We start from the raw sequence: 22,078 nt of genomic DNA, 5'->3' as shown, positions 1-22,078 counted from the left end.
CCCGCTCAGCCCTTCTTGGCGCGGGCCGCGGCCGCCAGCAGAACGTCGAGGAGGTCGAAGGCGTCGGAGACGTCGCCCATGAACTTGGCCTCCGTCTCCCACTCCTCCTCCAGGTCCTGGGTGAGCTTGGCGAGGGTGGTCATGCCCTCGCGTATCTCATCCTTGGCGCCCAGCAGCGAGCCCAGCGCTCCCAGCGCGTCCAAGTCGTGCGACTCGGCCTTGAACTCCTGCAACGGCTTCTCCGTGTGGTGACCCACCGCACGGAGTCCCGTAGCCGCCTTGTGCAGCGACGTAGCTTCTTTTTTCAGGTCCGACACGCGAGACGCCCCCACACTTCGCTCTGTGCACATGCCAACCCGGCGACCCTAGCCAGCCAGCTTCACGAGGAGGCAAGCCACACACCAAAGATCGGCAAAGCGGTCCGCTCCGGTCATGGGACGCGCCGCGCACCATGACCGCCGGAACGGATCCCTCAGAGCAAGTCCCGCCACACCCCCCACCCCGAAGCAGCCTTCGCCACCCGCCCCTTGAAGGTGCCCACGCCCGTCCCCGCGTAGAAGTACAGCGCACCGGCCGAGGTCGTGGTCATCAGGTCCGCCTTGCCGTCCCCGTCGGCGTCGCCAGGCGAGAAGAGGTTCTTGTACTGCTGCCAGCCCGTGCCGAGGTTCACCCGGGTCGCGAAGGGCGCGGAGGCCGAGCCCGTGCCCGTGAGGCGCCACAGGGTGCCCGTGGTGTCGCGGGCCAGGAGGTCGGGGCGGCCGTCGCCGGTGAAGTCGCCGCCTGCGACGAGGGTGTTGTAGGACTGCCAGCCGGTGGCCACCTGGGCGCGGGCGGCGACGGAGGTGCCGGAGCCGGTGCCGGCGTTGAGGTAGACCGTGCCGGACGAGGTGACGGAGAGCAGGTCGCCCTTGCCGTCGCCGGTGAGGTCGCCGGGGCCGAGGATGCGGGTGTACGACGTCGAGCCGCCGGCGATCTCGGGGTCGGACAGGGCGTAGTACGCGGGGTTGGTGAGCTTGCCCGTGCTGAGCGAGTGCACCACCAGGTCGGCCAGGCCCACCTCTCGGAGGGACGAGGCGTAGGCGAGGTGGGTGCCGGCGGGGGGCCAGGCGGCGCTGCCCACCAGGAGTTTGCCGGTCAGGCCGCCGGTGCCCGTCACCTGGTAGCTGTAGACCGACCCGGCGGACGTACGGGCCATGGTCCCGTACTTGCCGAAGTGCGGGTTGCTCCCGGCGCCCGCGAACTGCGTGACCTGGCCCCAGCCCTTGCTGCGCGCCTCGCGCACGCCGAAGGTGCCCCTGCCGTCGCCCGGGTAGAACCACAGGGCGCCGGAGTAGTCCCTGGCCAGCAGGTCCGTCCGGCCGTTGCCGTCCCAGTCGCCGCCGCCGAGGATCTGGTTGTACGACGCCCAGTCGGCCTTGGGGTCCTTGACGCGGGCGCCGAAGCCGCCGGAGCCCGTGCCGGGGTAGCGGTAGAGGACCCCGGCGGTGGTGCGGGCCAGCAGGTCGCCCACGCCGTCGCCGGTGAGGTCGCCGGCCCCGATCAGCTGGTCGTACTGCTGCCAGCCGGTGCCGACCTGCACGCGCCCGCCGAACTCGCCCGTGCCCTTGCCCGGGTAGAGGTAGAGGGTGCCGGACGGGGTGCGGACCAGCAGATCGGCCCTGCCGTCGCGGTTGAGGTCGCCCGGGGCGGTCACCTTGTTGTAGATCTGCCAGCCCGTGGCGACCGTACGGTACGAGCCGAGGCCGCCGGGGGTGCGGGCGTAGACGCCGGTGTGCAGGCGCAGTACGCCGGTAGGGCTCAGGGTCAGCACGTCCTGGACGCCGTCCGCGTCCAGGTCGCCGGGGGTGAGGACGTCCTTGACCTTGGCCACGTCCGACTCCAGCGCCATGGTCTCGGCCGCGCCGGTGTTGACGTACAACTGGCCCGCCGCGTTGCGGTAGACGAGGTCGGACGTGCCGTCGCCGTCGAAGTCGGCGCGCGCCGGGGTGACCGCGTCCGCGTCGCCGGGCAGCGCCACGAAGGCACCCGCCGCCGCGAGCACCGCGCACACGCAGGCCAGCGCCTTCAGGGCGGGGCGGCGGCGACGCCGGGATCGGGTGGTGAACACGTGCTCTCCCGGGGTCAAGGGGTGGCCGAGGGGGATTCGGCTGAGGTGGATCCGGGGGCCTCGGCGGCGCCCTGCACGCCGACCTGGCGCACGCCCGGCACTCCGTCGTCCACGCGGAACGTCGCCGCCGTGGTCGTCTCGCCGTCCCGGGTCAGCACGGTGGAGATCGTCCGCAACCGCGCGTCGATGCCGCCCGGGGTGATGTCGAGCAGCAGATAGCCGCGCCGCGCGTCGATGATCTTCCAGTGCGGGTTGTCGGCCAGCTTGGGCGCCCATTCGGCGGCGAAGGCCGGGAGGTCCTCGTCGCCGTTGCTGGAGATGGACGTGCCGACGAACTCCGCGCCGACCACCTTCGAGCCGGGGTCGGCGTAGTCGAGCTTGAGGTCGCTGACGATGGTGCGGTGCCGGTCGCCGGACAGGACGACGGGGTTACGGACGGACGGGAACTCGGCGAGCAGTGCCGCGCGTTCCTTCTGGTAGCCGTCCCATGCGTCGTACGACCATTCCTTGCCCTCACCGGCCAGGAAGTCGGTCTCGGCCATCATCACCTGCGAGGCGAGGAGGTTCCAGGTAGCGCCGGACTCCTTCATGCTGTCGACCAGCCAGTTCCGCTGGGTGTCGCCCATGATCACGCGGCCGGTCTCCTGGGCGCCCGCGGCGTTGGTGGCCTGGTCGTCGCGGTACTGCCGGGTGTCCAGGACGTGCAGCCGGGCGAGGGAGCCGAAGTCGAGCCTGCGGTGGATCCGGACGTCCGGGCCGCTGGGCTTCTGCGCGACGCGGATCGGCATGTGCTCGTAGAAGGCCTGGAAGGCGGCCGCGCGGCGGGCCAGGAACTTGTCGCGGGGCCAGGCGGCGGGGTCGTTCGCCACGTCTCCGGCCCAGTCCTGCTCGACCTCGTGGTCGTCGAAGACCACCACGAAGGGCGCGGCGGCGCGCATCGCCCGCAGGTCGGGGTCGGTGCCGTACTGCTCGTGGCGGGCCCGGTACTGGGCGAGCGTGACGGGTGCGCCCGCGCCCTCGTGCCGGCGTACCCGGTAGGAGTAGGCGGAGCTCTCGTAGATGTAGTCGCCGACGAACAGCACGAGGTCCGGCTGCTGCTCCCGCATGTCCCGGTAGGCGGTGAAATAGCCGTGCTGCCAGTTCTGGCAGGAGGCGAGCGCGATCCGCAGCCGGTCGGGTACGGCGCCGGCGGCCGGGGCGGTGCGGGTGCGGCCGGTGGGGGACGTACGGCCGAGGGCCTTGAAGCGGTACCAGTAGTCGGTGGCCGGGGTCAGTCCCGTGGCGTCCACATGGACGCTGTGCCCGAGGCCGTTGCCCGCGGTCGCGGTACCGCTTCGGACGATCTGCGTGAAGCCGGAGTCGGTGGCGACCTCCCAGGTCACGGGCACGCTCGGGGGCAGGATGCCGGAGCTGCCCTGCTGGGCGGGGGTCAGCCGGGTCCACAGCACGACGGCGGTGGGGAGTGGGTCGCCGGAGGCCACGCCCAGCTTGAACACCGTGCCGCTGACCGTCACGCCGGCCCCGGGCGGTGAGCCCGGGCCGCCCACGGACGCCGAGGCGTCCCCCGGCAGGAACTGCCCGGCCGCCACCGCGCCCGCCGCTCCCAGGGTGACGGCTCCCGCGCCGAGGAAGCGTCTGCGGCGTATGCCGCCACCAACGCCCTTCACGCCCTCGACGTCCGTGCCCTCGCTGACGTCGTCGCCGTCGCTCGCGTCCACAGCCGTGCGCGCCCTTTCCCCTCAGGCGGTGCGCTGCGCAGCGCCGGTGAACCGATCGGGCGGGATTCTAATACCCTCGAATTCATGCGCAGACCATTGATCTCCGTGGCCGCGGCCGTGTTGCTCGCGGGCGCGGCGGGCTGCTCGTCGTCGTCCTCCGGCCCGGGGGACGACTCGGCCGGAAGGCCCGTGGGGACACCGTCCGGCGCGGCCTCCGCCGGTACGGCTTCCACCCGCACGCTCTCCCCCGGCACGGTCTCCGCCGATGTGTCTCGGACCGGCGGCGGCTCCTCGGCCCCCGGCGCGAGCGGGGAGACCCCCACCGCTTCCTCCACCCCACCCCCCGGCGTCCTCTACGGCACCGAGCAGCTCCCCACCCCCGCCGCCGACCACTGCCGTACGGCGCACCTGACGGCCTCGGCCCGCAGCACGGGGTCGGGCCGCGCCCTTGTCGTGCTCACCCACAAGGGGCCCGGCGACTGCACGCTGCGGGGTTTCCCCTCGCTCCTCTTCGTCGGCGAGGCCGGCCGCACCGAGCTGCCGGTCGACTGGGCCGGGGCCGCGGAGGACGCCGCCGAGGTGGCCCTCTCCCCCGGCGAGTCGGCCACCGCCGAGCTCACCTTCACCAGCCTGGCCGAGTGCGAGCCGATCACCCGCCTCGACGTCGTCCCGCCCGGCGAGTCCCGTCCGCTGAGCCCGGCCTTCGCCGGCCCGGTCCGCATCTGCGACACCGGCGTACGGGTCACGGCGTTCGCGCCCGCCGGCTGAGCGACGGCCGGTGCGGGGTCAGAGCTTCAGATACGACAGGTCCACCGCCCGGGCCATCGCCAGCGTGCCCGCGTCGTTGAGGTGCAGGTGGTCGCCGCAGTCGTAGGCGGGCAGGATGCGCTCGGGGTCGTCGGGGTCCTCGACCGCCGCGGCGACGTCCGTGACGGCGTCGAAGGTGTCGGTGGTGCGGATCCACTCGTTGACCTCACGGCGGATCGCGCGGCCCTCCTCGGTGTCGTAGCCCTCGTAGACGGTCCCGGCGTAGGGGCCGATGGTGTGCGCTACGACGGTGAGTCCGGCGGCCTTGAGGAGTGCGGCCAGCTCTCGGTAGCCCTCGATGAGGTCAGCGGCCGTGGGCAGCGGCTGGGGCGCGCCGGGGTCGATGGAGCCGGGGCTGCCGAGGTCGTTGAGGCCGAAGTTGAGCAGGACGTGGGTGACGCCGGGGACGTCGAGGACGTCACGGTGGACGCGGGTCAGTGCGGCCTCGCCGATCTCGTCGGTGAGCAGCCGGTTGCCGGAGATGCCCTGGTTGACGACCCAGCCGCGGTCCAGGAGCCGGTTGAGCTGGTCGGGGAAGCGGGCGTCGGCGCCGGGTGTGGTGCCCGCGCCCTCCATCCAGGAGTCGCCGAAGGCCACGGCGATCGCGGTGCCCTCGGGCGCGAGGACGTCGACACCGGAGACGAAGTAGCGGGAGACCTCCAGCAGTTCGGCGTCCGGGAGGGCAGCCTCGGCCGTCACGTCCCCCGCGGCCGCGTATCCGGTCTCGGAGGCGACCACGGAGAACGTCGCCAGGCCGGTGTCGTACGGCAGGTGGAGGCTGAGTGCGAACGCGTCCCCGGCCGCGACCGCGCCCGGCACCGGGTCGCTGACCGCTTCCTCGCCGGGCGCCAGCACGAGGTCGGCGCGGCCGTCGAAGGTGAGCGGGACGGAGGTCGCCGGGTCGATGCGGTGGCCCTCGGTGCGGCGGCCCCAGCGCGCGGCGCCGACGGTGAGCGGCTGTCTGCCGAACCGGTTGCTCAGCCGCCACCCGGACGGCCTCACCGCCACCGGCGAGACGCACGATCTGGCGCACCGTCTGATCGGCGAAGGCCCGGGAGGGGAAGAGCTGGTAGTCCTCGTACGGGCTGACCAGAGCGGAACGGAAGCCTGCCACCCACTGCGATGAAGTCGTCATGTGCACTACCAACAGCAGACCTCGTGATCTTGTTTCCGCTCCCGGGATTCATCTCGCCCGACCGCGTCGCACGGAGCGGCGGCAGGCGACTACGCGACGGGCGGCTGACGGCCGTTACGCTTCCTCCATGGCACAGGCCGATGGCGAACGGATGAGCGTGGTGACCGCGTTGGTGCGGTCCTCGTACCTGGTGAACGCCGTGTACGCCGATGCGAGCCACGCGTACGGACTCACCCCCCAGCAGGGCAAGCTGCTGTGCGTGCTGATGCCGCAGCCGTACGGGATGCGCGAGCTGGGCGACATGCTGGGGCTGGCGAAGTCGAGCCTGACCGGGCTCGTGGACCGCACGGCACAGCGCGGCCTGGTGCGCCGGGAGGCCGACCCGCGCGACGGTCGGGCGGTACGGGTGGCGCTCACGGAAGAGGGCGCTCGGCTGGCCGAGGAGTTCTACGACGAGGCCTGCCGCCGCATCGACGAGCTGCCGTCGGGCCTGAGCGCGCAGGAGCGCGACCGGCTGGCCGCGCTCCTGGCTCGCGTGGTGGAGGACAACAAGGTGCCCGAGGTGTTCATCGACCCGCAGAGCTGATCAGCCTTCGGCCTGTGTGCCGAACAGCTCGTGGAACATGCCCGTGAACAGGTCGCCGCCCTTGTACTGCGCGACCACCTGCGCCGGCACCACCGCGGCGACGGCCGGGTCGTCCTCGGACGGGAACTGCCCGACCCCGCGCTCCGGGCCGAGCGGCAGCAGGACGGACGGCACCGGCGAGGGGGTGTAGACGGCCTCGGGGGTCTCGCCGCGCAGTTGGGCGGAGATGTTCGCGGCGGCCACCCGCGCGTGCTGCATGGCGTAACCGGCCATCTTGGCCTCGGCGAGGTCGGTGATGTCGCCGATCGCGTAGACGTGGTCGTAGCCCCGCACGGCGAGCGTGCCGGTGACCGGCACCTGGCCCCTTTCGGTCCGGGTGGTCAGGGCGCCGTCGGCGAGGTAGTCGCCGTTGACGCGTACGCCGTGGGCGCGGAACCAGATGTCGGCGGTGAGCTCGTCCCCGTCGGTGGTCGCCACGGTGAAGGTCTTGGCGCGGCCGGGCTCGCTCGGCGGCTCCTCGGCCAGGGCCGTGCCCAGCCGCAGTTCGACGCCCGCCTCCTGAAGCTGGCGGTGCAGGTCGTCGCGCAGGCTCTGCTCGAAGGCGGGCAGCAGCGCGGGCGCCGGGTCGACGACGACGACCTGCTTGCCGGGCCACACGTGCGTGATCTCGCCGGCCAGCTCCAGGCCGACCGGCCCGGCCCCGGTGATCAGGACCCGCTCGGCGCCGGCCAGCTCCTCGTGCGTCTCGCGCAGCCGGCCCAGCGCCTCCGCGGCCTCGTCGCTGTCGCTCTTGGCCGGGAAGGGGTAGCGCGAGCCGGTGGCCAACACCAGATAGTCGGCGTCGATCCGGGTGCCGTCGGCGAGGGTCACGCCGGCCGGGTCGACCGAGGCCACCCGCTGCCGCACGACCCGGCCGCGCTCCAGCAGCCGGTCGTAGGAGAAGAAGACGTTGTGCGCCCAGTCGGGCCGGACCAGCGCCCGCAGTGAGCCGGCCGCGTGCTCGAAGGCGTCCTTGGGCTCGATGAGGACGACATCGGCCTCGGCGTCGAGGGCCTTGGCGGCCGTGGCGCCGCCGTAGCCGCCGCCGATGACGACGACGGTGCGGCCGGTGGTGGTGGTCGTGGATGCCATGACTGTTCAGCTCCCCCTGGGTGACGACGCGCGGATCCCTGCTGATCCGCACGTCGAATCAGTTCGTACTACGAACCTTATTCGTTCGCAGTACGAACTTCAATGGGGCTTTTCGGAGAGGGACTCTCCGGCGAGCGACCGAGGCCGGCCAGCGTCAGCGTCACGGCGACCGACGCGGCCGCCATCACCGTCATCGCCGTTGCGGGCGAGGTCAGTTGGGCCACCGCACCCGCCAGTGCCGCGCTCATGCCTTGCATCGTGAGCATCCCGGCCGAGTGCAACCCCAGGGCGTGGCCCGCGAGTTCGTCGGGGGTCAGCGCCATCAGCCGCTCCTGCTGGACCAGACTCGCCCCGAAGCCGACGGAGGCCACACCCGCGGCCACGGCCGCCCACACCACCCCCGGCCGCAGGACGAAGAACAGATACGGCACGGCCAGCAGCAGAAGCAGCGGCGTAGCCAGCCGGCCCCGCACCTCGGGCCGCAGAAAGCGCCCGACGGCCACGTCCCCGGCGAACATCCCCAGCGCCCCGCACGCGAACAACACCCCGGCGGCGCCCGGCGCGTAGGAGACATAGAGGGACTCGCAGCCGACGACCAGGCCGTTGGGGAGCCACAGCCCCAGATACGTCAGGCGGCGCGGGCGCGAGGACCACAGCAGGGCGTTGGTGCGCCGGGTCGCCCGCGCCGACGGACGGCCCGACGAACGCGGCGGGCGGGCGGTCAGACCCAGCCGGACACCGAGGGCCGACAGGGCGTAGAGCGCCGCCGCGAGCAGCAGACAGGAGCGCGGGGACAGCACCGTCAGCAGGGCGCCGCCGGTCGCGAACCCGGTGATCTGCATCAGCCCGGACAGCATGTTGAACACCGAACGCCCCAGCAGATAGCCGTCCTTGGACAGGATCTCGTTCAGCAGCCCCCACCGCACTCCCCCGCCCAGCGACGCGACCAGACCCAGCACGAGCACCACCGCGAAGACCGCCCCCACCGGCAGACCCGGCAGCGCCATCACCGCCGTACCGGCCGCGAAGGCCAGGCCGATGCCGGTCAGCGTCGACCTCGGAGGCAGCCGGTCGGCGCCCGACAGCAGGAAGGTCGCCCCGAACACCTGGGCCAGCTGCGGCCCGAACATGCTCACCGCCGACAGCAGCGGCGAGTCGGTGACCCGGTACACGAGCGTGGCCAGCGCCAGACCGCCGATCGTCTGCGCCACGGTGTGGGCGGCGGAGGCCAGGAAGAAGGGAGTGAACTCCGGGGTGCGGAACAGGTCTCGGTAGCTGCGCATGCCCGGAGTCTCGGAGCGGCGGCCGTACGGTGGTTATTGTTTCGCGCGGACGCGAAAGGTGGGGTCGCCCCATGGGCTGGTGGCAGGTCAACGCCGACACGCTCGCCGGCAGCCGGTTCGTGCTCTCCCCGCTCGCCGAGACCTTCGCGAGCCTGAAGCTGCTGCACGCGGGCGTGCCCTCGCACCCGGGCGAGCGCGCGTGGCTGCGCCGCCACCTGCCCGGCTACCGGGCCCGTCTCGCCGCCGACCCGGTCACCGCGCTGCTGGTGCGCTCCGGGCTCGGCCGGGAGTGGATCGCCGACTTCCTCACCCCCACACCGCGCGGCGACGAGCCCTTCGAGGCGGAGGCCGCCCGGGTGCGGGCGGCCCGGCCCGAGGACGCCCGCGCGCATCTGCGGATGTCCCTCGCCGGACCGCTGCCGGGCGCCCTGGTGCGGGACGATCTGCCGGCGCGGGCGGCCGGGCTTCTGGAGTACGTGTGGACCGAGACGGTCTCTCCCGACTGGGAGCGGCGTCGGCGCATCCTGGAGGCGGACGTGGTCGCCCGGACCGCGCAGGTCAGCCGGGGCGGCTGGGCGGCCGTGCTGGACGCCCTGCGGCCGGGCACACGGTGGCTCGGGGAGAACCGGCTCCAGGTCAACGCGCACGAGTATCCGCCCCGGGAGATCTCGGGGGCCGAGCTGGTGTTCGTGCCGGTCACTCCGCAGGCGGGATGGGTCTCCTGGGAGGAGCGGGCCCGGTACGCGGTGGTGTACCCGGCGACGGGGGTGCTGGCCCCGGAACCGGCGCCCGCGGGGCTCGGGGCGCTGCTCGGGGCCGGGCGGGCCCGGGTGTTGATGCTGCTGGCTTCGCCGATGAGCACCACGCAGCTGGTCGCTCTGACCGGGCAGGGGCTGGGGTCTGTGGGGCGTCACGTCAGGGTGCTCTTGGATGCCGGGTTGGTTTCTCGGCGGCGGGCGGGGCGGTCCGTGTTGTACTCGCGTACGGCCGCCGGGGACGTCCTGGTGAAAGCCGGATCCGCGTGAGGGTGGTCACGCTCCGTTGCGGGGTGCGCGCCGTCCGTGGCCGGTCGCGCAGTTCCCCGCGCCCCTGAGGCCCCTTAAGCTCCGGGGCATGACTAGTGAACTTTCTTCCGCCTCTCCTCTCTCCGTGTCCGTCGGGGCGCTCACCGGTGGGGACGCCGATCTCGGCTCGTATCTCGGCAAGGTCGTTCTCTTCGTGAACGTGGCGTCGAAGTGCGGGCTCACGCCGCAGTACACGGGGCTGGAGAAGCTGCAGGAGGAGTACGCGGAGCGCGGGTTCACCGTGGTCGGGGTGCCCTGCAACCAGTTCCTCGGGCAGGAGCCGGGGTCGGCCGAGGAGATCGCGGAGTTCTGCTCGGCGACGTACGGCGTGACCTTCCCGATGACCGAGAAGGTGGAGGTGAACGGCGAGGGGCGGCACCCGCTGTACGAGCGGCTGGCCGGGTTCGCGGACGCCGAGGGGTACAGCGGGGACATCCGCTGGAACTTCGAGAAGTTCCTCGTCGGGCGGGACGGTGAGGTCGTGGCCCGGTTCTCGCCGCAGACCGAGCCGGAGTCGGACGAGATCGTGGCCGCGCTGGAGCGGGCGCTCGGCTGAAGCCCGTTGACCTTGCCCCTGGGGCAGGGCGGAACGTGCTCCTCGCCGGACGGGACAGGCCGTCCGGTGACGGAGGACGAGGCTGCGTGATGGACGACGACCTGCTGACCATCGGCGCGTTCGCCGCGCGGGCCCGGCTGTCGGCCAAGGCGCTGCGGCTGTACGACCGGCTGGGGCTGCTCGCCCCGGACCGGGTCGACCCGAGCACCGGGTACCGCTACTACCGGGCCGCTCAGGTGGAGCGGGCCCGGCTGGTGGCGCTGCTGCGGCAGCTCGACATGCCGCTCGCCCGGATCGCCGAGGTGGCCGACGCAGGCGGCGACGAGGCGGCCGCGCTGCTCGCCGCGTACTGGGCGGACGTGGAGGCGCGGTTCGCCGCGCAGCGGACGCTGGCCGAGTACCTCCGTGGACGGCTTTCGGGGAGGAGCTCCGAGATGTACGGGAAGTTCACGGTGGAGACGGTCGAGGTGCCCGCGCAGGTGGTGCTGAGCGAGTCCCGGCATGTGCTGGCGGACGAACTGCCGACCTGGATCCCGGCGTCGCTGGGCCGGCTGGAGGAGGCCGCCGCGGGCTGCGGGGGTGCGGCGGGAGCGCCGTACGTCGTCTACCACGCCGAGGTGTCGACGGAGAGCGACGGACCCGTGGAGGCGTGTGTGCCGGTCACCGACGAGGCGGCGGCGCGGGCGTGGGCGGCGGACCGGGGACGGGCCCGGCAGGTGCGGCTGCGGGTGGAGCCGGCACGGCGGCTGGCGTACACCCGGATCACCAAGGCGCAGGTGGCGCAGCCGCAGATCCTGGCCGCGTTCGAGGCGGTGGAGGAGTGGATGAAGCGGGAGGGGCTCGCCTACGACGGCCCGTGCCGGGAGGTCTACTTCGCCGACTGGGACGCCGCCGGGCCCGAGGACCCGGTGTGCGACGTCGCGTTCCCGGTGCGCCGGGGTTCCTGACCGCGACGCCCGGCGCCGGGCGGAGCGGTCCGCCCGGCGCCCGGCACAAGCCGAGCCCTCTCGGCAAGGACGGCGAACTGGTCGAGAGGGCTCTTCAGTCGTGCTTGTCGAGTCGTGGTCATCGGCGGAGGATCGGAAGACCCTCCCCTCACGCCTTGACCGACGTCACGAACGCCTGCCAGGCGTCCGCCGGGAAGGCGAGGGTCGGGCCGTCGGTGACCTTGGAGTCACGCACGGCCAGAGCGGCGGTGACAGGGGACTTGACCTCGACGCACGCGCCGTTGCCCTGGGAGTAGGACGACTTGATCCACGTGTCCGTCGAACCCTGCTTGATTGCCATGTTCACTCCGGTCGGTTCAGTAGCCGAGTTGCTGCATTCTCGCCAACCCCCGTGCTCGATTGGCGTGATCGACGCTACTCGCCAACTCCACCGTCCGGAGCAGCCATTCACCCGACCGGATGACATATTCCAGAGGGACTTCCCTCTCGGTCACACTCCGGTGTACTGTCCGGCCTTTCATGTCCAGGAAGGGCCCCAGAGGCCACTCGGGCCACTCGGGCCCGGTCAGCTCGCGTAGTCCTTGGCGACCTTCGCGATGAACTCCCGCGTCTGCTCGACGTTCAGCGCCTGCGCCCTCAAGTGCTCGTACATCACGCTGTACTTGGACACGTCCTGCGCCTTCTCCAGGTACAGGTCGCTGGTCACGCCCTCGATGTACACCACCGTCGAGTCGGCGGCGTCGGGGAACTCCAGGATCGCGTACTGGCCGCTCACGCCCGGGTGCGCGCCCATGGAGAACGGGATCACCTGCACGGTGACGTGCGGCAGTTGCACCGCCTCCAGCAGGTACTCCAGCTGCTCGATCATCACCTGCTTGTTGCCGACCTCGCGGCGCAGCGCGGCCTCGTCCACCACCGCCCACAGCCGGAGCGGGTTGTCGGCCGCGGAAATACGTTCCTGCCTGCGCATGCGCACCTGGACGCGGCGCTCGATGTCGGCCGGAGCGGCCTCCGGGAGCGCGCCCGCGATCAGCGCCTCGGCGTAACTGCGCGTCTGCAGCAGGCCCGGCACGACCTGCGGGTCGTACACGCGCAGGCTCGCGGCATCGGTCTCCAGGCCGATGTAGACGCTGTAGGGGACATCACCGAAGGCGTGCCACCAGCCTTGCTGGCGCGAATCCTTGGCCATCTGCATCAGCGAGTCGACGACGCGCTGGTCCTCCACCTCGTAGACCCCGCACAGGTCGCGGACGTCGCGCTGGCTGATACTGCGCCGTCCGTTCTCCAGGCGGCTGATCTTCGACTGGGACACCAGCAGCCGCTCGGCCACCTCTTCCGCCGTCATGCCTTTGAGCTCACGGAGTCTGCGCAGCTCCTGGCCCAGCCGGCGCCTCCTGACGGTGGGATTGACATTGGACGCCACGGGACGTGCACCTCCGGCTGCTGCCTGTACTTAACACTTTGCGTATCTGCTGTTGAGCAGACTGCCACCAAGGTGCTTACTACCGCTGGGAAACGGGGGATATGCGCCAGGTGCACGTCAGTGAACGCCGGACGACCGTTTCCGGACACGGCCGAGCGGGGTGACAGGACCGTGCGGTTCTGTCACCCCGCTCGAACAGCGGCTCCCGTGACCGGGCTTGGGGGGTCGTGCGGCGGTGCTGGTTCGAGTAGGCGCCGGGCGGCGCCGTGTTGCGGGTGCTGCCGTGGAACTGCGGCTCAGTGGGCCACGGCACGCGCCATGGAGCTGCGGTGCGGCTGCACCGGAACGCCGCGGGCGGGTTCCGTTGCGGGTCCGGCTCCGGCGGCCTGACGGCCGGTCTGGGCCGGGCTGCGGCGCGGCTGGGCGGCCACGCCGTTCTGGACGTCCATGACGGCGTGCGCCACCAGGCCGCCCATGGGGTCGTGCCGGATCAGATCCCGCAGCCGGGAGCGCGAGGAACGGCCCTCGTTGCCCGGATACAGGTGCTTGCCCAGACCGACCGCGTGCGCCAGTGCGGCGAGCGCCGCGGTCCGCGGGTCCGGCGGTACGCCGGTGCGGATCGCCGAGTCCAGCCGTGCCCTGATCTCACGGCTGATGGCGTTGTCCGTCGCCTGGTAGCGAGTGGTCGGCAGCACTCCGCACATCTGGCCCTCGACGGCATGGACCATGCCGCACCGCTCCAGATGCGAGAGGTAGGTCTGGCGGAGCCCGAGACGCGGCCCGCCTATCCAGTGGACCGCCCGCACGGGAGCGCCGCGCCTGCGCAGCAGCTCCAACGCACAGTCCAGTGTCGGATCTCCAGTCGGCCGTGGAACCACCACGGCGATACGATCCCCGTCTGGGGCTATCCGTCCGGCCAGCGCCAGCTCCACTAGCTGTGCTCCGGCCAGACCGAGGTCGAGCGACTGCGGCTGTGCAGTGGTACCCGTCGTCGGGTCCAGTGCCAGCAGCAGAAGCTCCTCCGGAATTGTTCTGCGGCTCCTGCCCATCCATGCCTCCCCGCGTGGATGAATGACAGGGTGACCCCTCTCACATTGGTCTGTCGAGGGTGCGTGACCTGTTTGTGAGGGAACCGGCAGGTATGTCGTTCTCGTCTACCGCGTTGGTCAGGCCCACACACAGGACACTGGTACATGGTTCGGACAGCGGCGTGAAGCCGGTCCGGGCGCGGTTCACGGTTCGTTTCAGAGGAGGCATCGGTGGCGGGCGAGTCCCCCGACAAGTCGAAGCAGCGCGAGTCGTCGGCAGAACCGACGTCGGGGAGCGCGGGTCCGGTTCCCGAAGCCCGGTCCGAGTCCCGCACCGAATCCCGCGACCCGCGCCTCGCGGTCGCCCGGACGTCCGAACCGGACACGTCCACGAAGATCCTCTCCCTCCCCAAGGACACCCCCGACGAGGACGACGCCCGCCTGCGCGAGGCGGTCGCGGCGTGGGTGACGAAGGCGGCGCCTTCCGAGGAGCCGTCGGAGGAGACCTCGGAGGACACCTCGGCGGCTTCTGAGAAGCCCGAGGAGGCCCCGGAAGAGCCCGAGGACGCCCCGGCAGAGGCCTCCGAGAAGCCCGAGGAGGCGCCGGAGGAGGCCGAGGCGGCCCCGGACGCGGAGAAGGCCGAGGAGAGCGCGGAGGAGCAGGAGAAGGCCGAGGAGGCCGAGGACAGCGCGGAGGAGCCGGAGCCGGAGGAGTCGTCCGCACCGGAGGAGTCGCCGGAGGCGAAGTCCGGGCCGGAGGCGAAGTCCCAGCCGGAGGCGAAGTCCCAGCCGGAGGCGAAGTCCCAGCCGGAGAAGCCGTCCGCACCGGAGGCGAAGTCCGGGCCGGAGAAGCCGTCCGCACCGGAGGCCAAGTCCCAGCCGAAGGCGGAGTCCCAGCCGGAGGCCAAGTCCCAGCCGGAGGCGGAGTCGGCGTCCGACGACGACCAGCCCGCGGCCGCCGACGGCGAGGACGCCCCACAGGGGCCACCCGCAGCCGACGACGAAAGCCGCACGGGCAGTGCGGGTGGGAACACGGAGCCGGCCGAAGGCGAAGCCGAGGCCGAGCAGGCACACGACGAGCCCGCGGACGACGACGGCGACCACGGCGACGACGACGCACAGAAGCCCGCCGAGGCCGGGACGGGGGTCGACCAGCCGACCACCATGTTCAAGGCCGTCCGCCCGAAGCCCGCCGTCGACCAGCCCACCACCATGCTCAAGCTCGGCGACAAGGCCCCCAAGGCGGACCCGAAGCCCGAGCAGAAGCCCGAGCCGAAGCCCACCCCCCAGCCCGCGCAGCAGGAGCGCACGAGCAAGTTCGTCGCCCTCAAGCCCGCCGACCCGCCCCCGCCCGCGCAGCAGGAGCGCACCACCCAGCAGCCCCTCCCGCCCAAGCCCCCGCTGGACCTGCTGGCCGAGCTGACGAACACCCCGCCGCCCCCGCAGACCCCCCTGCGCACGGCGGCACGCCGCGTCAAGATCTGGACCCCGCTGGTCCTGCTGCTCATCGTCGTCTTTGCGGTCGCGCAGTCGCTGCGCCCGCTCCCGGACCCGGAGCTGACGCTCACCGCGAAGGACAGCTACACCTTCGACGGCGACCTCGCGGACATGCCCTGGCCGCAGGACGGCCAGGCCGCGCTGGACGTGCAGGGCATCGGCTCGTTCGGCTCGTCCGGCGAGCAGAAGCCCGTGCCGATCGCGAGCGTCGCCAAGGTCATGACGGCGTACCTCATCCTGCGCGACCACCCGCTCAAGAGCGGCGCCGACGGGCCGATGATCAAGGTCGACCAGGCCGCCGAGGATCAGGCCTCCGCGGACGGGGAGTCGACCGTGAAGGTCACGGCCGGTGACTCGATCTCCCAGCGCGAGGCGCTCCAGGGCGTCCTGATCGCCTCCGCGAACAACGTCGCCCGACTCCTGGCCCGCTGGGACGCGGGCTCGGAAAAGGGCTTCGTGGCGAAGATGAACGCCGCCGCCGAGGACCTCGGCATGACCAACACGACGTACACCGACCCCTCGGGCCTGAACGACACCACCGTCTCCACGGCCGTGGACCAGGTGAAGCTCGCCAAGGCCGCGATGAAGGACCCCGTCTTCCGCGAGATCGCGGCGATGATGGAGTACATCGACTACAAGGGCGCCAAGCAGTCCAACTGGAACCAGCTGGTCGGCAAGAACGACGTGGTCGGCATCAAGACCGGCACCACCACCTCCGCCCGCGGCAACCTGGTCTTCGCGGCGAAGAAGGAGATCGACGGCGAGTACCGCACCATCGTCGGCGCGGTCCTGCGCCAGCCCGAGGGCGGCTACGACAACACGATCCTCCAGGGCGCCCTGTCCGCGGGCGACAAGCTGATCCGGGCCGCGCAGGAGCGCCTGGAGTCGGCGACGATCCTGAAGAAGGGCGATGTCGTCGGCTACGTCGACGACGGCCTCGGCGGCCAGACCCCGGTCGTCGTGACGAAGGACGTCACCGCGGTCGGCTGGGCGGGCCTGAAGGTGGAGCTGAACTTCGCCGCCGACGAGCTGCCGCACACCGCGAAGGCCGGCACCCAGGTCGGCACGCTCACCGTCGGTGACGGCGGCACGGCCGGCGCGGTCAAGGTGCCGGTCGCCCTGCAGGGCGAACTGGTCGAACCGGGCTGGACGGACAAGCTGACCCGTATCGCCTGACCTGCGCGGACCTGCCCGGCCCGTCGACGGCACCCGCCCCGGGTGCGGTCGGCGGGCCGCGTGCTAGCGTCACGAAACGGGACAAGGTCGCCGGTCATGGAGACATGGCCGTGAAGTCTGCGGAAACCCGCGGCCGACAGCAGAAGACGGGACACGGGGAGCGCCAACAGGTGGCCACTGCGGAGAAACGCGCCGAAGACACCGGTCCGGGCCCGGACGCCGGCCCGCGAATACCGCTGCCCGCGCCTGAGGAGCCCCGCACCCGCGCCCACCGCGCCGTGACCGTCGTCCGCGAGGCGTTCCTGCGCCACCCGGTCCTCGCCTTCACGGCCCTGTCGGGCGTCCTGCACATCGTCTGGTTCTTCACTTTCGCGAACAGTGGTGGCGACCTCGCCGCGCAGGACGCGTGGGCGGAGTTCGTGGGCCGCCACCCGGCCTCGGCGTACAACCTCGCCTGGTACGGCGGCATGCACCCGGTGTCGTACAGCGTGGTGTCGCCGTATCTGATGTCGGTCCTCGGTGTCCGTACGACGATGATGATCGCCGGGACGGTGTCCGCGGGCCTGCTGACGCTGGTGCTGATGCGCAGCCGTGCGGTGCGCAACCCGCTGTGGGCCTCCCTCGCCGGTCTGTTCGCCTTCCTGTGCAACGCGGCCTCGGGCCGGGTGACCTTCGGGCTGGGCACGATGTTCGCGCTGGGCGCGGTCGCGGTCGTGTACTGCTGGCCGTACAAGTGGCGCTACAAGCGGTGGGCGAAGGCGCTGTGCGCGGCCCCGCTGGCGGCGCTGGCCACCATGTCCTCGCCGGTCGCGGGCCTGTTCGTGGGTCTGATCGCGGCGGCCCTGTTCCTGCAGAAGCGGCTGCCTGGCGCATGGGCGCTGGGGCTCGGGCCGACCGCGGTGGTGGCGGTGTCGGCGTGGGCGTTCCCGTTCTCCGGCACGCAGCCGATGTCGTTCGCGTCGGCGTTCCTGCCGCTGCTCTTCTCCGTCGTCGTCTTCGCGGTCGTGCCGCGCGCCTGGAAGTCCGTGCGGATCACGGCCGCGGTGTACGGGCTCGCGGTGCTGCTGGTGTGGGTGATCAGCTCGCAGATCGGCTCCAACATCACCCGGCTCGCGATGCTGTTCGCGGGCGTGGTCCTGCTCGCCGCTCTGCCGTTCGCCGAGCCGCGCTCGCGCAAGTGGTACGCGATCGTGGTGGCGTTCGTCGGGTTCACCGGCTGGATCGGCTTCAAGACGGTCGACGACATCGTGCACACCACCCCGGAGGCGTCCTGGGCGCGGGAGCTGGCGCCGCTGGTGAACGAGCTGCAGGAGATCGGCGCCGGCCAGGGCCGGGTGGAGGTCGTCCCGGCCCGCTCGCACCGCGAGGCCTCCGCACTCGCGCCGTACGTGAACCTGGCGCGCGGCTGGAACCGGCAGGCCGACATGGAGCGCAACCCGCTCTTCTACGACGACACCCTGAACTCGGCGAACTACCACGAGTGGCTGGGCCGCTGGGCGGTGCACTACGTGGTGCTGCCCAAGGGCGAGCCGGACGGGGAGGGCGCCGAGCGGGAGCGGGAGCTGGTGCAGCGCGGGCTGCCGTATCTGCGGCAGGTGTGGGGCGACGCGAACTGGCAGCTGTTCGCGGTGACCGACCCGACCCCGCTCGCGGACGAGCCGGCCACGGTGGACCGGGCCGACCAGGACGAGATGACCCTGACGGTGACCGAGCCGGGCCGCATCCTGATCCGCATCCCGTACTCCCCCTGGCTGAAGCTGGTCGACGCCGACGGCAAGGGTGTGGAGGCGCCGCGGGAGACGGAGGCGTCCGAGGAGCGGCCCGAGGGCGAGCCGAAGACGTACGAGAACGTCAACGGCTGTCTGATGGAGACCGAGGAGGACGCCCTCGGCGTGAAGTGGACCGAGCTGCTCGCGCCGCGCGCCGGCACCTACCGTCTCGCCTCGCCCTACGAACTGCCCCGCGGCACCCCGTGCCCCGAGGAGCTGCGCTGAGCTAGGGCCTGTCTTCCGGATCATGCCGGCGTCGCGGGGTCTGGCACGCACATCTGCCGCGTTGTCGTCACTCGCCGACGCTCCGTGTCGACTCCCTCCTCCGCCTTGCAGCTGCACGCACCAGACCCCGCTCGACCCGGCCGAGAAGCGGAAGCCCCTCGCAGCCGGCCTGATCCGGAAGACAGGCCCTAGCGCAGCTTGTCGACGTACGTGTCTGTGCCGGGGATCGTCGGCACGAACGGGGCGACCAGCTCCACCCGGCCCGCCTCGGTGCCGAGGTCCGCGAAGTGGGACTCCCAGCACTCTCGGGGGTCGGCCTCCAGGAACCACAGCAGGGTGAGCCGGGTGTCGACGCCCTCGACCTGGGCGACGTACGACATGCGGTCCAGCGGGAGCGGGGTGGGGCGGAAGACGGTGACCTGGGCGGCCGGTGACCCGGCCAGCCGCCTGGGCAGGTCGCGGGCGCACAGCCGCTGGAGCAGCTCGGCCCGCTGCTCGGCGGACTCGGTGTCGATCACCTGGAGGACGAGCCCGGCGTACGGGTGGTCGAGGGCGTGGATGTCCCGGGGCCCGGCGGCGCCGTCGCGGTAGACGGTGGCCTCGTGGTCCTGGAACGCCGTGAACACATGGGTGCGCTCGCGATGGACGCGGGCGTCACGGTTGAGGCGCCTGTTGATCGCGACGGTCCAGCGCATGTGGTCGTCGTAGCGGCCGTCGGTGATCCAGTACGTCGAGAGGTAGCAGCCGGTCGTGACCGGCTGGGCGACGGCCGACTTCTCCGGGTGCCGCAGCAGTTGCAGGTCCCGGGTCGCCACCCAGCGGCGGCCCGCGAACATCCAGGGCATGGCCATGGCGCCGGCGTAGTAGTGGTCGTCCTCGTACCAGCGGTTGTACGCGTACTCGTGCCCGGGGTGCGGTTCGACCAGGGTGATCAGGGCGTGGCCGAGCCGGACGCCGTAGGGGCCGACGGAGGCCAGCTCGGTGTAGAGGTCGCTGCGGGTGTCCACGTTGATGTCGGTGCCGAAGTCCGCGCTCATGTGCGTTCCCCTTTCCTGCGATGGCCCATACTCTGACGGACCGTCAGGTGGAGCGCCAGAGTCGAGGAGGGCTCTCATGTCGTTGCTGGCGGGCAGGACCGTGGTCGTCTCGGGTGTCGGGGCCGGGCTCGGCCACCGGGTCGCGGCGGCGGTGGTGCGGGACGGCGGGAACGCGGTGCTGGGCGCGCGCACGCAGGCGCACCTCGCGGCAACCGCCGCCGAGGTCGATCCGGGCGGGGCGCACACGGCGTACCGGGCGACGGACATCGCCGACGAGGCCCAGTGCGAGGCGCTGGCCGCGCTCGCGCACGAGCGGTTCGGGCGGATCGACGCCGTGGTCCATGTCGCCGCCTGGGACGGCTACTTCGGCGGGCTCGCGGACGCGGACTTCACCACCTGGCAGAAGGTGATCGACGTGAACCTGCTGGGGACGCTGCGGATGACGCGGGCCTGTCTGCCGCTGCTGAAGGTGCGCGGCGGGTCGGTGGTGTTCATCGGCACGCAGTCGGCGGTGGCCGCGCCCTCGCAGGTGCGGCAGGCGGCGTACGCGACCTCGAAGGGTGCGCTGACCAGCGCGATGTACTCCCTCGCGCGGGAGCTGGGTCCGGACCGTGTCCGGGTCAACACCGTGCTGCCGGGCTGGATGTGGGGGCCGCCGGTGCAGGCGTACGTGCGGTTCGCCGCGCACACGGAGGGGGTGGAGGAGTCCGAGGTGCTCAGACGGCTCACGGACCGGATGGCGCTGCCCGATCTCGCCACGGACGCGGATGTGGCCGACGCGGCGGCGTTCCTGGTGTCGGACAGGGCGCGGGCGATCACCGGACAGTCGCTGCTGGTCAACGCCGGGGAGCTGATGCGATGAGTTCATGTCTGTGAACTGAAGCCATCATGGCGAATACTTTTACCTCCCTTTGACCTTCCGGCGCCTTGTCGTGCTCACGCGGCACCGCCCACGATGAGCGCCGGGCTGATCCCTGGGAGGGCGCACATGAACGGTCTCGACTGGGCCGTGCTCATCGGCTATTTCGGCGTGATGGTGGCCATCGGCGTCTGGTCGCACAAACGCGTGGACAACGTCAGTGACTTCTTCACCGCCGGCGGCAAGATGCCCTGGTGGCTGTCCGGCATCTCGCACCACATGTCGGGCTACAGCGCGGTGATGTTCACCGGCTACGCCGGCATCGCCTACACCTACGGCGTCACGTCCTTCGTGACCTGGTCCTTCCCCATCGCCCTGGGCATCGCCATCGGCTCGAAGCTGTTCGCGCCACGCATCAACCGGCTGCGCTCCCGGCTCCACGTGGCCTCCCCTCTGGAGTACCTGAAGAACCGCTACGACCTGAAGACGCAGCAGGCGCTGGCCTGGTCGGGCATGCTGCTGAAGATCGTCGACGTGGGTGCGAAGTGGGCGGCGATCGCGACCCTGCTGTCGGTCTTCACGGGCGTCAGCCTGAACCAGGGCATCCTCATCACCGGCGCCATCACGGCGATCTACTGCACGATCGGCGGCCTGTGGGCGGACGCCCTCACGGAGTTGGGCCAGTTCGTCATCCAACTCCTCGCCGGTGTCGCGATGTTCGTCGCCGTGGTCATGGAGCTGAACGACAAGGGCATCGGGTTCTTCGGCGCCTGGGACGAGCCGGAGCTCCAGGGCCACGGGGAGCCGCTGGTCGGCCCGTACGGGACGGTGTTCCTGCTCGCCTTCCTCTTCATCAAGCTGTTCGAGTACAACGGCGGCATGCTCAACCAGGCCCAGCGCTACATGGCGACGTCGTCACCGCGCGAGGCCGAGCGGTCGGCGCGGCTGTCGGCGGTGCTGTGGCTGGTGTGGCCGGTCGTGCTGTTCTTCCCGATGTGGATGTCACCCCTGCTGGTCGACGCGCAGAAGCCGGACGGGTCGGACTCGTACGGCCTGATGACCGAACAGCTCCTGCCGCACGGCCTGTTGGGCCTGGTGATCGTCGGCTTCTTCTCGCACACCATGGCGATGTGCTCCTCCGACGCCAACGCCATCGCGGCGGTGTTCACCCGGGACGTGGCGCCGGTCGTCTCGGCGAAGGCGCGCCGCTGGGACGAGCGGAGGGGGTTGATCGCCGCGCGGCTGACGACCGTGGTGTTCCTGGCGCTGTCCATGGCGGTGGCGACGCAGGTCAACTCGCCCACCTTCAAGGACATCATCACCGTGGTGATCAAGTGGGTGGCCGGGCTCATGGGGCCGATCGCGATCCCGATGATGCTCGGACTGCTGCGGCCGTTCCGCCGGTCGGGGCCGACCGCGGCGCTCACCAGCTGGGCCATGGGGTTGCTGGCCTTCTGGCTGGTGAACTACCCGATCAACTGGAATGTGGACGGTGGGGTGCCGTTGGAGTACCAGGTGTCGATTCCGCTGGCGGTTTCTCTGGTGCTGTATGTGGTGATCGGGTTCGTGAAGCCGGAGGACACGGAGGATCGCCTGGCGGTCATCGAGCGGGTCAACTCGGACGGGGATGGAGCGGTGGCGGTTCCTGCCCAGGCGGGCGGCCAACGGGTCATGGATTGAACGTTGCCGGCTGCGGGTCGTGTGTGGTTTCTCGCGCCCACGCGGCGGAG

The 22,078-nt window shown here is 71.6% G+C and carries 19 protein-coding genes; 9 read left to right on the top strand and 10 right to left on the bottom strand.

Annotated elements, in window-relative coordinates:
• Positions 1 to 5 precede the first annotated feature (5 nt).
• From RKD23_RS21595 to RKD23_RS21585, 3 genes are all read right to left on the bottom strand, one after another.
• Positions 6 to 257, bottom strand: a complete 252-nt coding sequence (locus RKD23_RS21595) for a hypothetical protein (protein WP_424855147.1) — start codon at positions 255 to 257, stop codon at positions 6 to 8.
• Between the two features lie 215 nt (positions 258 to 472).
• A complete protein-coding gene (locus tag RKD23_RS21590) occupies positions 473 to 2,107 on the bottom strand; it encodes an FG-GAP repeat domain-containing protein (RefSeq protein WP_424855146.1) in 1,635 nt (544 codons plus the stop codon).
• 14 nt (positions 2,108 to 2,121) lie between these two features.
• Positions 2,122 to 3,774 (bottom strand): alkaline phosphatase D family protein, encoded by a 1,653-nt coding sequence (locus RKD23_RS21585; RefSeq protein WP_424858302.1) that lies wholly within the window; start codon positions 3,772 to 3,774, stop codon positions 2,122 to 2,124.
• Positions 3,775 to 3,909: 135 nt separating this feature from the next.
• On the opposite strand from RKD23_RS21585, the gene RKD23_RS21580 reads away from it, so the two are divergent.
• Positions 3,910 to 4,593 (top strand): DUF4232 domain-containing protein, encoded by a 684-nt coding sequence (locus RKD23_RS21580; RefSeq protein ID WP_424855145.1) that lies wholly within the window; start codon positions 3,910 to 3,912, stop codon positions 4,591 to 4,593.
• 18 nt (positions 4,594 to 4,611) lie between these two features.
• Here the strand turns inward: RKD23_RS21580 and RKD23_RS21575 are convergent, their stop codons facing one another.
• The gene (locus RKD23_RS21575; RefSeq protein ID WP_424855144.1) at positions 4,612 to 5,640 is read right to left on the bottom strand and encodes a GDSL-type esterase/lipase family protein; all 1,029 of its coding nucleotides are present in this window, start codon (positions 5,638 to 5,640) and stop codon (positions 4,612 to 4,614) included.
• A 278-nt stretch (positions 5,641 to 5,918) separates the two neighbouring features.
• On the opposite strand from RKD23_RS21575, the gene RKD23_RS21570 reads away from it, so the two are divergent.
• Positions 5,919 to 6,353 carry a MarR family winged helix-turn-helix transcriptional regulator gene (locus RKD23_RS21570; RefSeq protein WP_424858301.1) on the top strand — a complete coding sequence of 145 codons (435 nt, stop codon included), beginning with the start codon at positions 5,919 to 5,921 and terminating at the stop codon, positions 6,351 to 6,353.
• Here the strand turns inward: RKD23_RS21570 and RKD23_RS21565 are convergent, their stop codons facing one another.
• Together RKD23_RS21565 and RKD23_RS21560 are read right to left on the bottom strand one after the other, a co-directional pair.
• Positions 6,354 to 7,484 (bottom strand): NAD(P)/FAD-dependent oxidoreductase, encoded by a 1,131-nt coding sequence (locus RKD23_RS21565; protein WP_424855143.1) that lies wholly within the window; start codon positions 7,482 to 7,484, stop codon positions 6,354 to 6,356.
• A gap of 77 nt (positions 7,485 to 7,561) precedes the next feature.
• Positions 7,562 to 8,767: an MFS transporter gene (locus RKD23_RS21560; protein ID WP_424855142.1), complete on the bottom strand. Its 1,206-nt coding sequence runs from the start codon at positions 8,765 to 8,767 to the stop codon at positions 7,562 to 7,564.
• A 71-nt stretch (positions 8,768 to 8,838) separates the two neighbouring features.
• On the opposite strand from RKD23_RS21560, the gene RKD23_RS21555 reads away from it, so the two are divergent.
• From RKD23_RS21555 to RKD23_RS21545, 3 genes are all read left to right on the top strand, one after another.
• Positions 8,839 to 9,792 (top strand): helix-turn-helix domain-containing protein, encoded by a 954-nt coding sequence (locus tag RKD23_RS21555; protein ID WP_424855141.1) that lies wholly within the window; start codon positions 8,839 to 8,841, stop codon positions 9,790 to 9,792.
• A gap of 88 nt (positions 9,793 to 9,880) precedes the next feature.
• A complete protein-coding gene (locus tag RKD23_RS21550; RefSeq protein ID WP_424855140.1) occupies positions 9,881 to 10,387 on the top strand; it encodes a glutathione peroxidase in 507 nt (168 codons plus the stop codon).
• Between the two features lie 89 nt (positions 10,388 to 10,476).
• Positions 10,477 to 11,334 carry a MerR family transcriptional regulator gene (locus RKD23_RS21545; protein WP_424858300.1) on the top strand — a complete coding sequence of 286 codons (858 nt, stop codon included), beginning with the start codon at positions 10,477 to 10,479 and terminating at the stop codon, positions 11,332 to 11,334.
• A 148-nt stretch (positions 11,335 to 11,482) separates the two neighbouring features.
• On the opposite strand, the gene RKD23_RS21540 is transcribed toward RKD23_RS21545, so the two are convergent.
• The 3 genes from RKD23_RS21540 to RKD23_RS21530 form a co-directional block, all read right to left on the bottom strand.
• Positions 11,483 to 11,674, bottom strand: a complete 192-nt coding sequence (locus RKD23_RS21540) for a DUF397 domain-containing protein (RefSeq protein ID WP_404041926.1) — start codon at positions 11,672 to 11,674, stop codon at positions 11,483 to 11,485.
• A 225-nt stretch (positions 11,675 to 11,899) separates the two neighbouring features.
• Positions 11,900 to 12,757: a helix-turn-helix domain-containing protein gene (locus RKD23_RS21535; RefSeq protein WP_399647548.1), complete on the bottom strand. Its 858-nt coding sequence runs from the start codon at positions 12,755 to 12,757 to the stop codon at positions 11,900 to 11,902.
• Positions 12,758 to 13,053: 296 nt separating this feature from the next.
• Positions 13,054 to 13,806, bottom strand: coding sequence for a GOLPH3/VPS74 family protein (locus RKD23_RS21530; RefSeq protein ID WP_424855139.1), 753 nt, complete (start codon positions 13,804 to 13,806; stop codon positions 13,054 to 13,056).
• Between the two features lie 210 nt (positions 13,807 to 14,016).
• Between RKD23_RS21530 and RKD23_RS21525 the strand changes: the two genes are divergently transcribed.
• Positions 14,017 to 16,458: a D-alanyl-D-alanine carboxypeptidase gene (locus RKD23_RS21525; protein WP_424855138.1), complete on the top strand. Its 2,442-nt coding sequence runs from the start codon at positions 14,017 to 14,019 to the stop codon at positions 16,456 to 16,458.
• 104 nt (positions 16,459 to 16,562) lie between these two features.
• Positions 16,563 to 18,452, top strand: a complete 1,890-nt coding sequence (locus RKD23_RS21520; protein ID WP_424855137.1) for an MFS transporter — start codon at positions 16,563 to 16,565, stop codon at positions 18,450 to 18,452.
• 188 nt (positions 18,453 to 18,640) lie between these two features.
• Here the strand turns inward: RKD23_RS21520 and RKD23_RS21515 are convergent, their stop codons facing one another.
• Positions 18,641 to 19,489, bottom strand: a complete 849-nt coding sequence (locus RKD23_RS21515; RefSeq protein WP_424855136.1) for a hypothetical protein — start codon at positions 19,487 to 19,489, stop codon at positions 18,641 to 18,643.
• A 76-nt stretch (positions 19,490 to 19,565) separates the two neighbouring features.
• On the opposite strand from RKD23_RS21515, the gene RKD23_RS21510 reads away from it, so the two are divergent.
• Together RKD23_RS21510 and RKD23_RS21505 are read left to right on the top strand one after the other, a co-directional pair.
• Positions 19,566 to 20,351 carry an SDR family oxidoreductase gene (locus RKD23_RS21510; RefSeq protein ID WP_424855135.1) on the top strand — a complete coding sequence of 262 codons (786 nt, stop codon included), beginning with the start codon at positions 19,566 to 19,568 and terminating at the stop codon, positions 20,349 to 20,351.
• 126 nt (positions 20,352 to 20,477) lie between these two features.
• Positions 20,478 to 22,028: a sodium:solute symporter family protein gene (locus tag RKD23_RS21505; protein ID WP_424855134.1), complete on the top strand. Its 1,551-nt coding sequence runs from the start codon at positions 20,478 to 20,480 to the stop codon at positions 22,026 to 22,028.
• Positions 22,029 to 22,078 lie beyond the last annotated feature (50 nt).

The organism is Streptomyces sp. SAI-170 (assembly GCF_049739565.1).
GTDB lineage: Bacteria > Actinomycetota > Actinomycetes > Streptomycetales > Streptomycetaceae > Streptomyces.
The sequence above is the reverse complement of the archived record's forward strand: the minus strand, read 5'-3'. Positions and strand labels throughout refer to the sequence as shown.

What these genes read in the sequence shown, in the direction of transcription:
- RKD23_RS21580 (WP_424855145.1), top strand. Translation starts at nt 3,910, where the DNA reads ATGCGCAGACCATTGATCTCCGTGGCCGCGGCCGTGTTGCTCGCGGGC.
- RKD23_RS21570 (WP_424858301.1), top strand. Translation starts at nt 5,919, where the DNA reads ATGAGCGTGGTGACCGCGTTGGTGCGGTCCTCGTACCTGGTGAACGCC.
- RKD23_RS21565 (WP_424855143.1), bottom strand. Translation starts at nt 7,484, where the DNA reads ATGGCATCCACGACCACCACCACCGGCCGCACCGTCGTCGTCATCGGC.
- RKD23_RS21560 (WP_424855142.1), bottom strand. Translation starts at nt 8,767, where the DNA reads ATGCGCAGCTACCGAGACCTGTTCCGCACCCCGGAGTTCACTCCCTTC.
- RKD23_RS21555 (WP_424855141.1), top strand. Translation starts at nt 8,839, where the DNA reads ATGGGCTGGTGGCAGGTCAACGCCGACACGCTCGCCGGCAGCCGGTTC.
- RKD23_RS21550 (WP_424855140.1), top strand. Translation starts at nt 9,881, where the DNA reads ATGACTAGTGAACTTTCTTCCGCCTCTCCTCTCTCCGTGTCCGTCGGG.
- RKD23_RS21545 (WP_424858300.1), top strand. Translation starts at nt 10,477, where the DNA reads ATGGACGACGACCTGCTGACCATCGGCGCGTTCGCCGCGCGGGCCCGG.
- RKD23_RS21540 (WP_404041926.1), bottom strand. Translation starts at nt 11,674, where the DNA reads ATGGCAATCAAGCAGGGTTCGACGGACACGTGGATCAAGTCGTCCTAC.
- RKD23_RS21530 (WP_424855139.1), bottom strand. Translation starts at nt 13,806, where the DNA reads ATGGGCAGGAGCCGCAGAACAATTCCGGAGGAGCTTCTGCTGCTGGCA.
- RKD23_RS21520 (WP_424855137.1), top strand. Translation starts at nt 16,563, where the DNA reads ATGGCCGTGAAGTCTGCGGAAACCCGCGGCCGACAGCAGAAGACGGGA.
- RKD23_RS21515 (WP_424855136.1), bottom strand. Translation starts at nt 19,489, where the DNA reads ATGAGCGCGGACTTCGGCACCGACATCAACGTGGACACCCGCAGCGAC.
- RKD23_RS21510 (WP_424855135.1), top strand. Translation starts at nt 19,566, where the DNA reads ATGTCGTTGCTGGCGGGCAGGACCGTGGTCGTCTCGGGTGTCGGGGCC.
- RKD23_RS21505 (WP_424855134.1), top strand. Translation starts at nt 20,478, where the DNA reads ATGAACGGTCTCGACTGGGCCGTGCTCATCGGCTATTTCGGCGTGATG.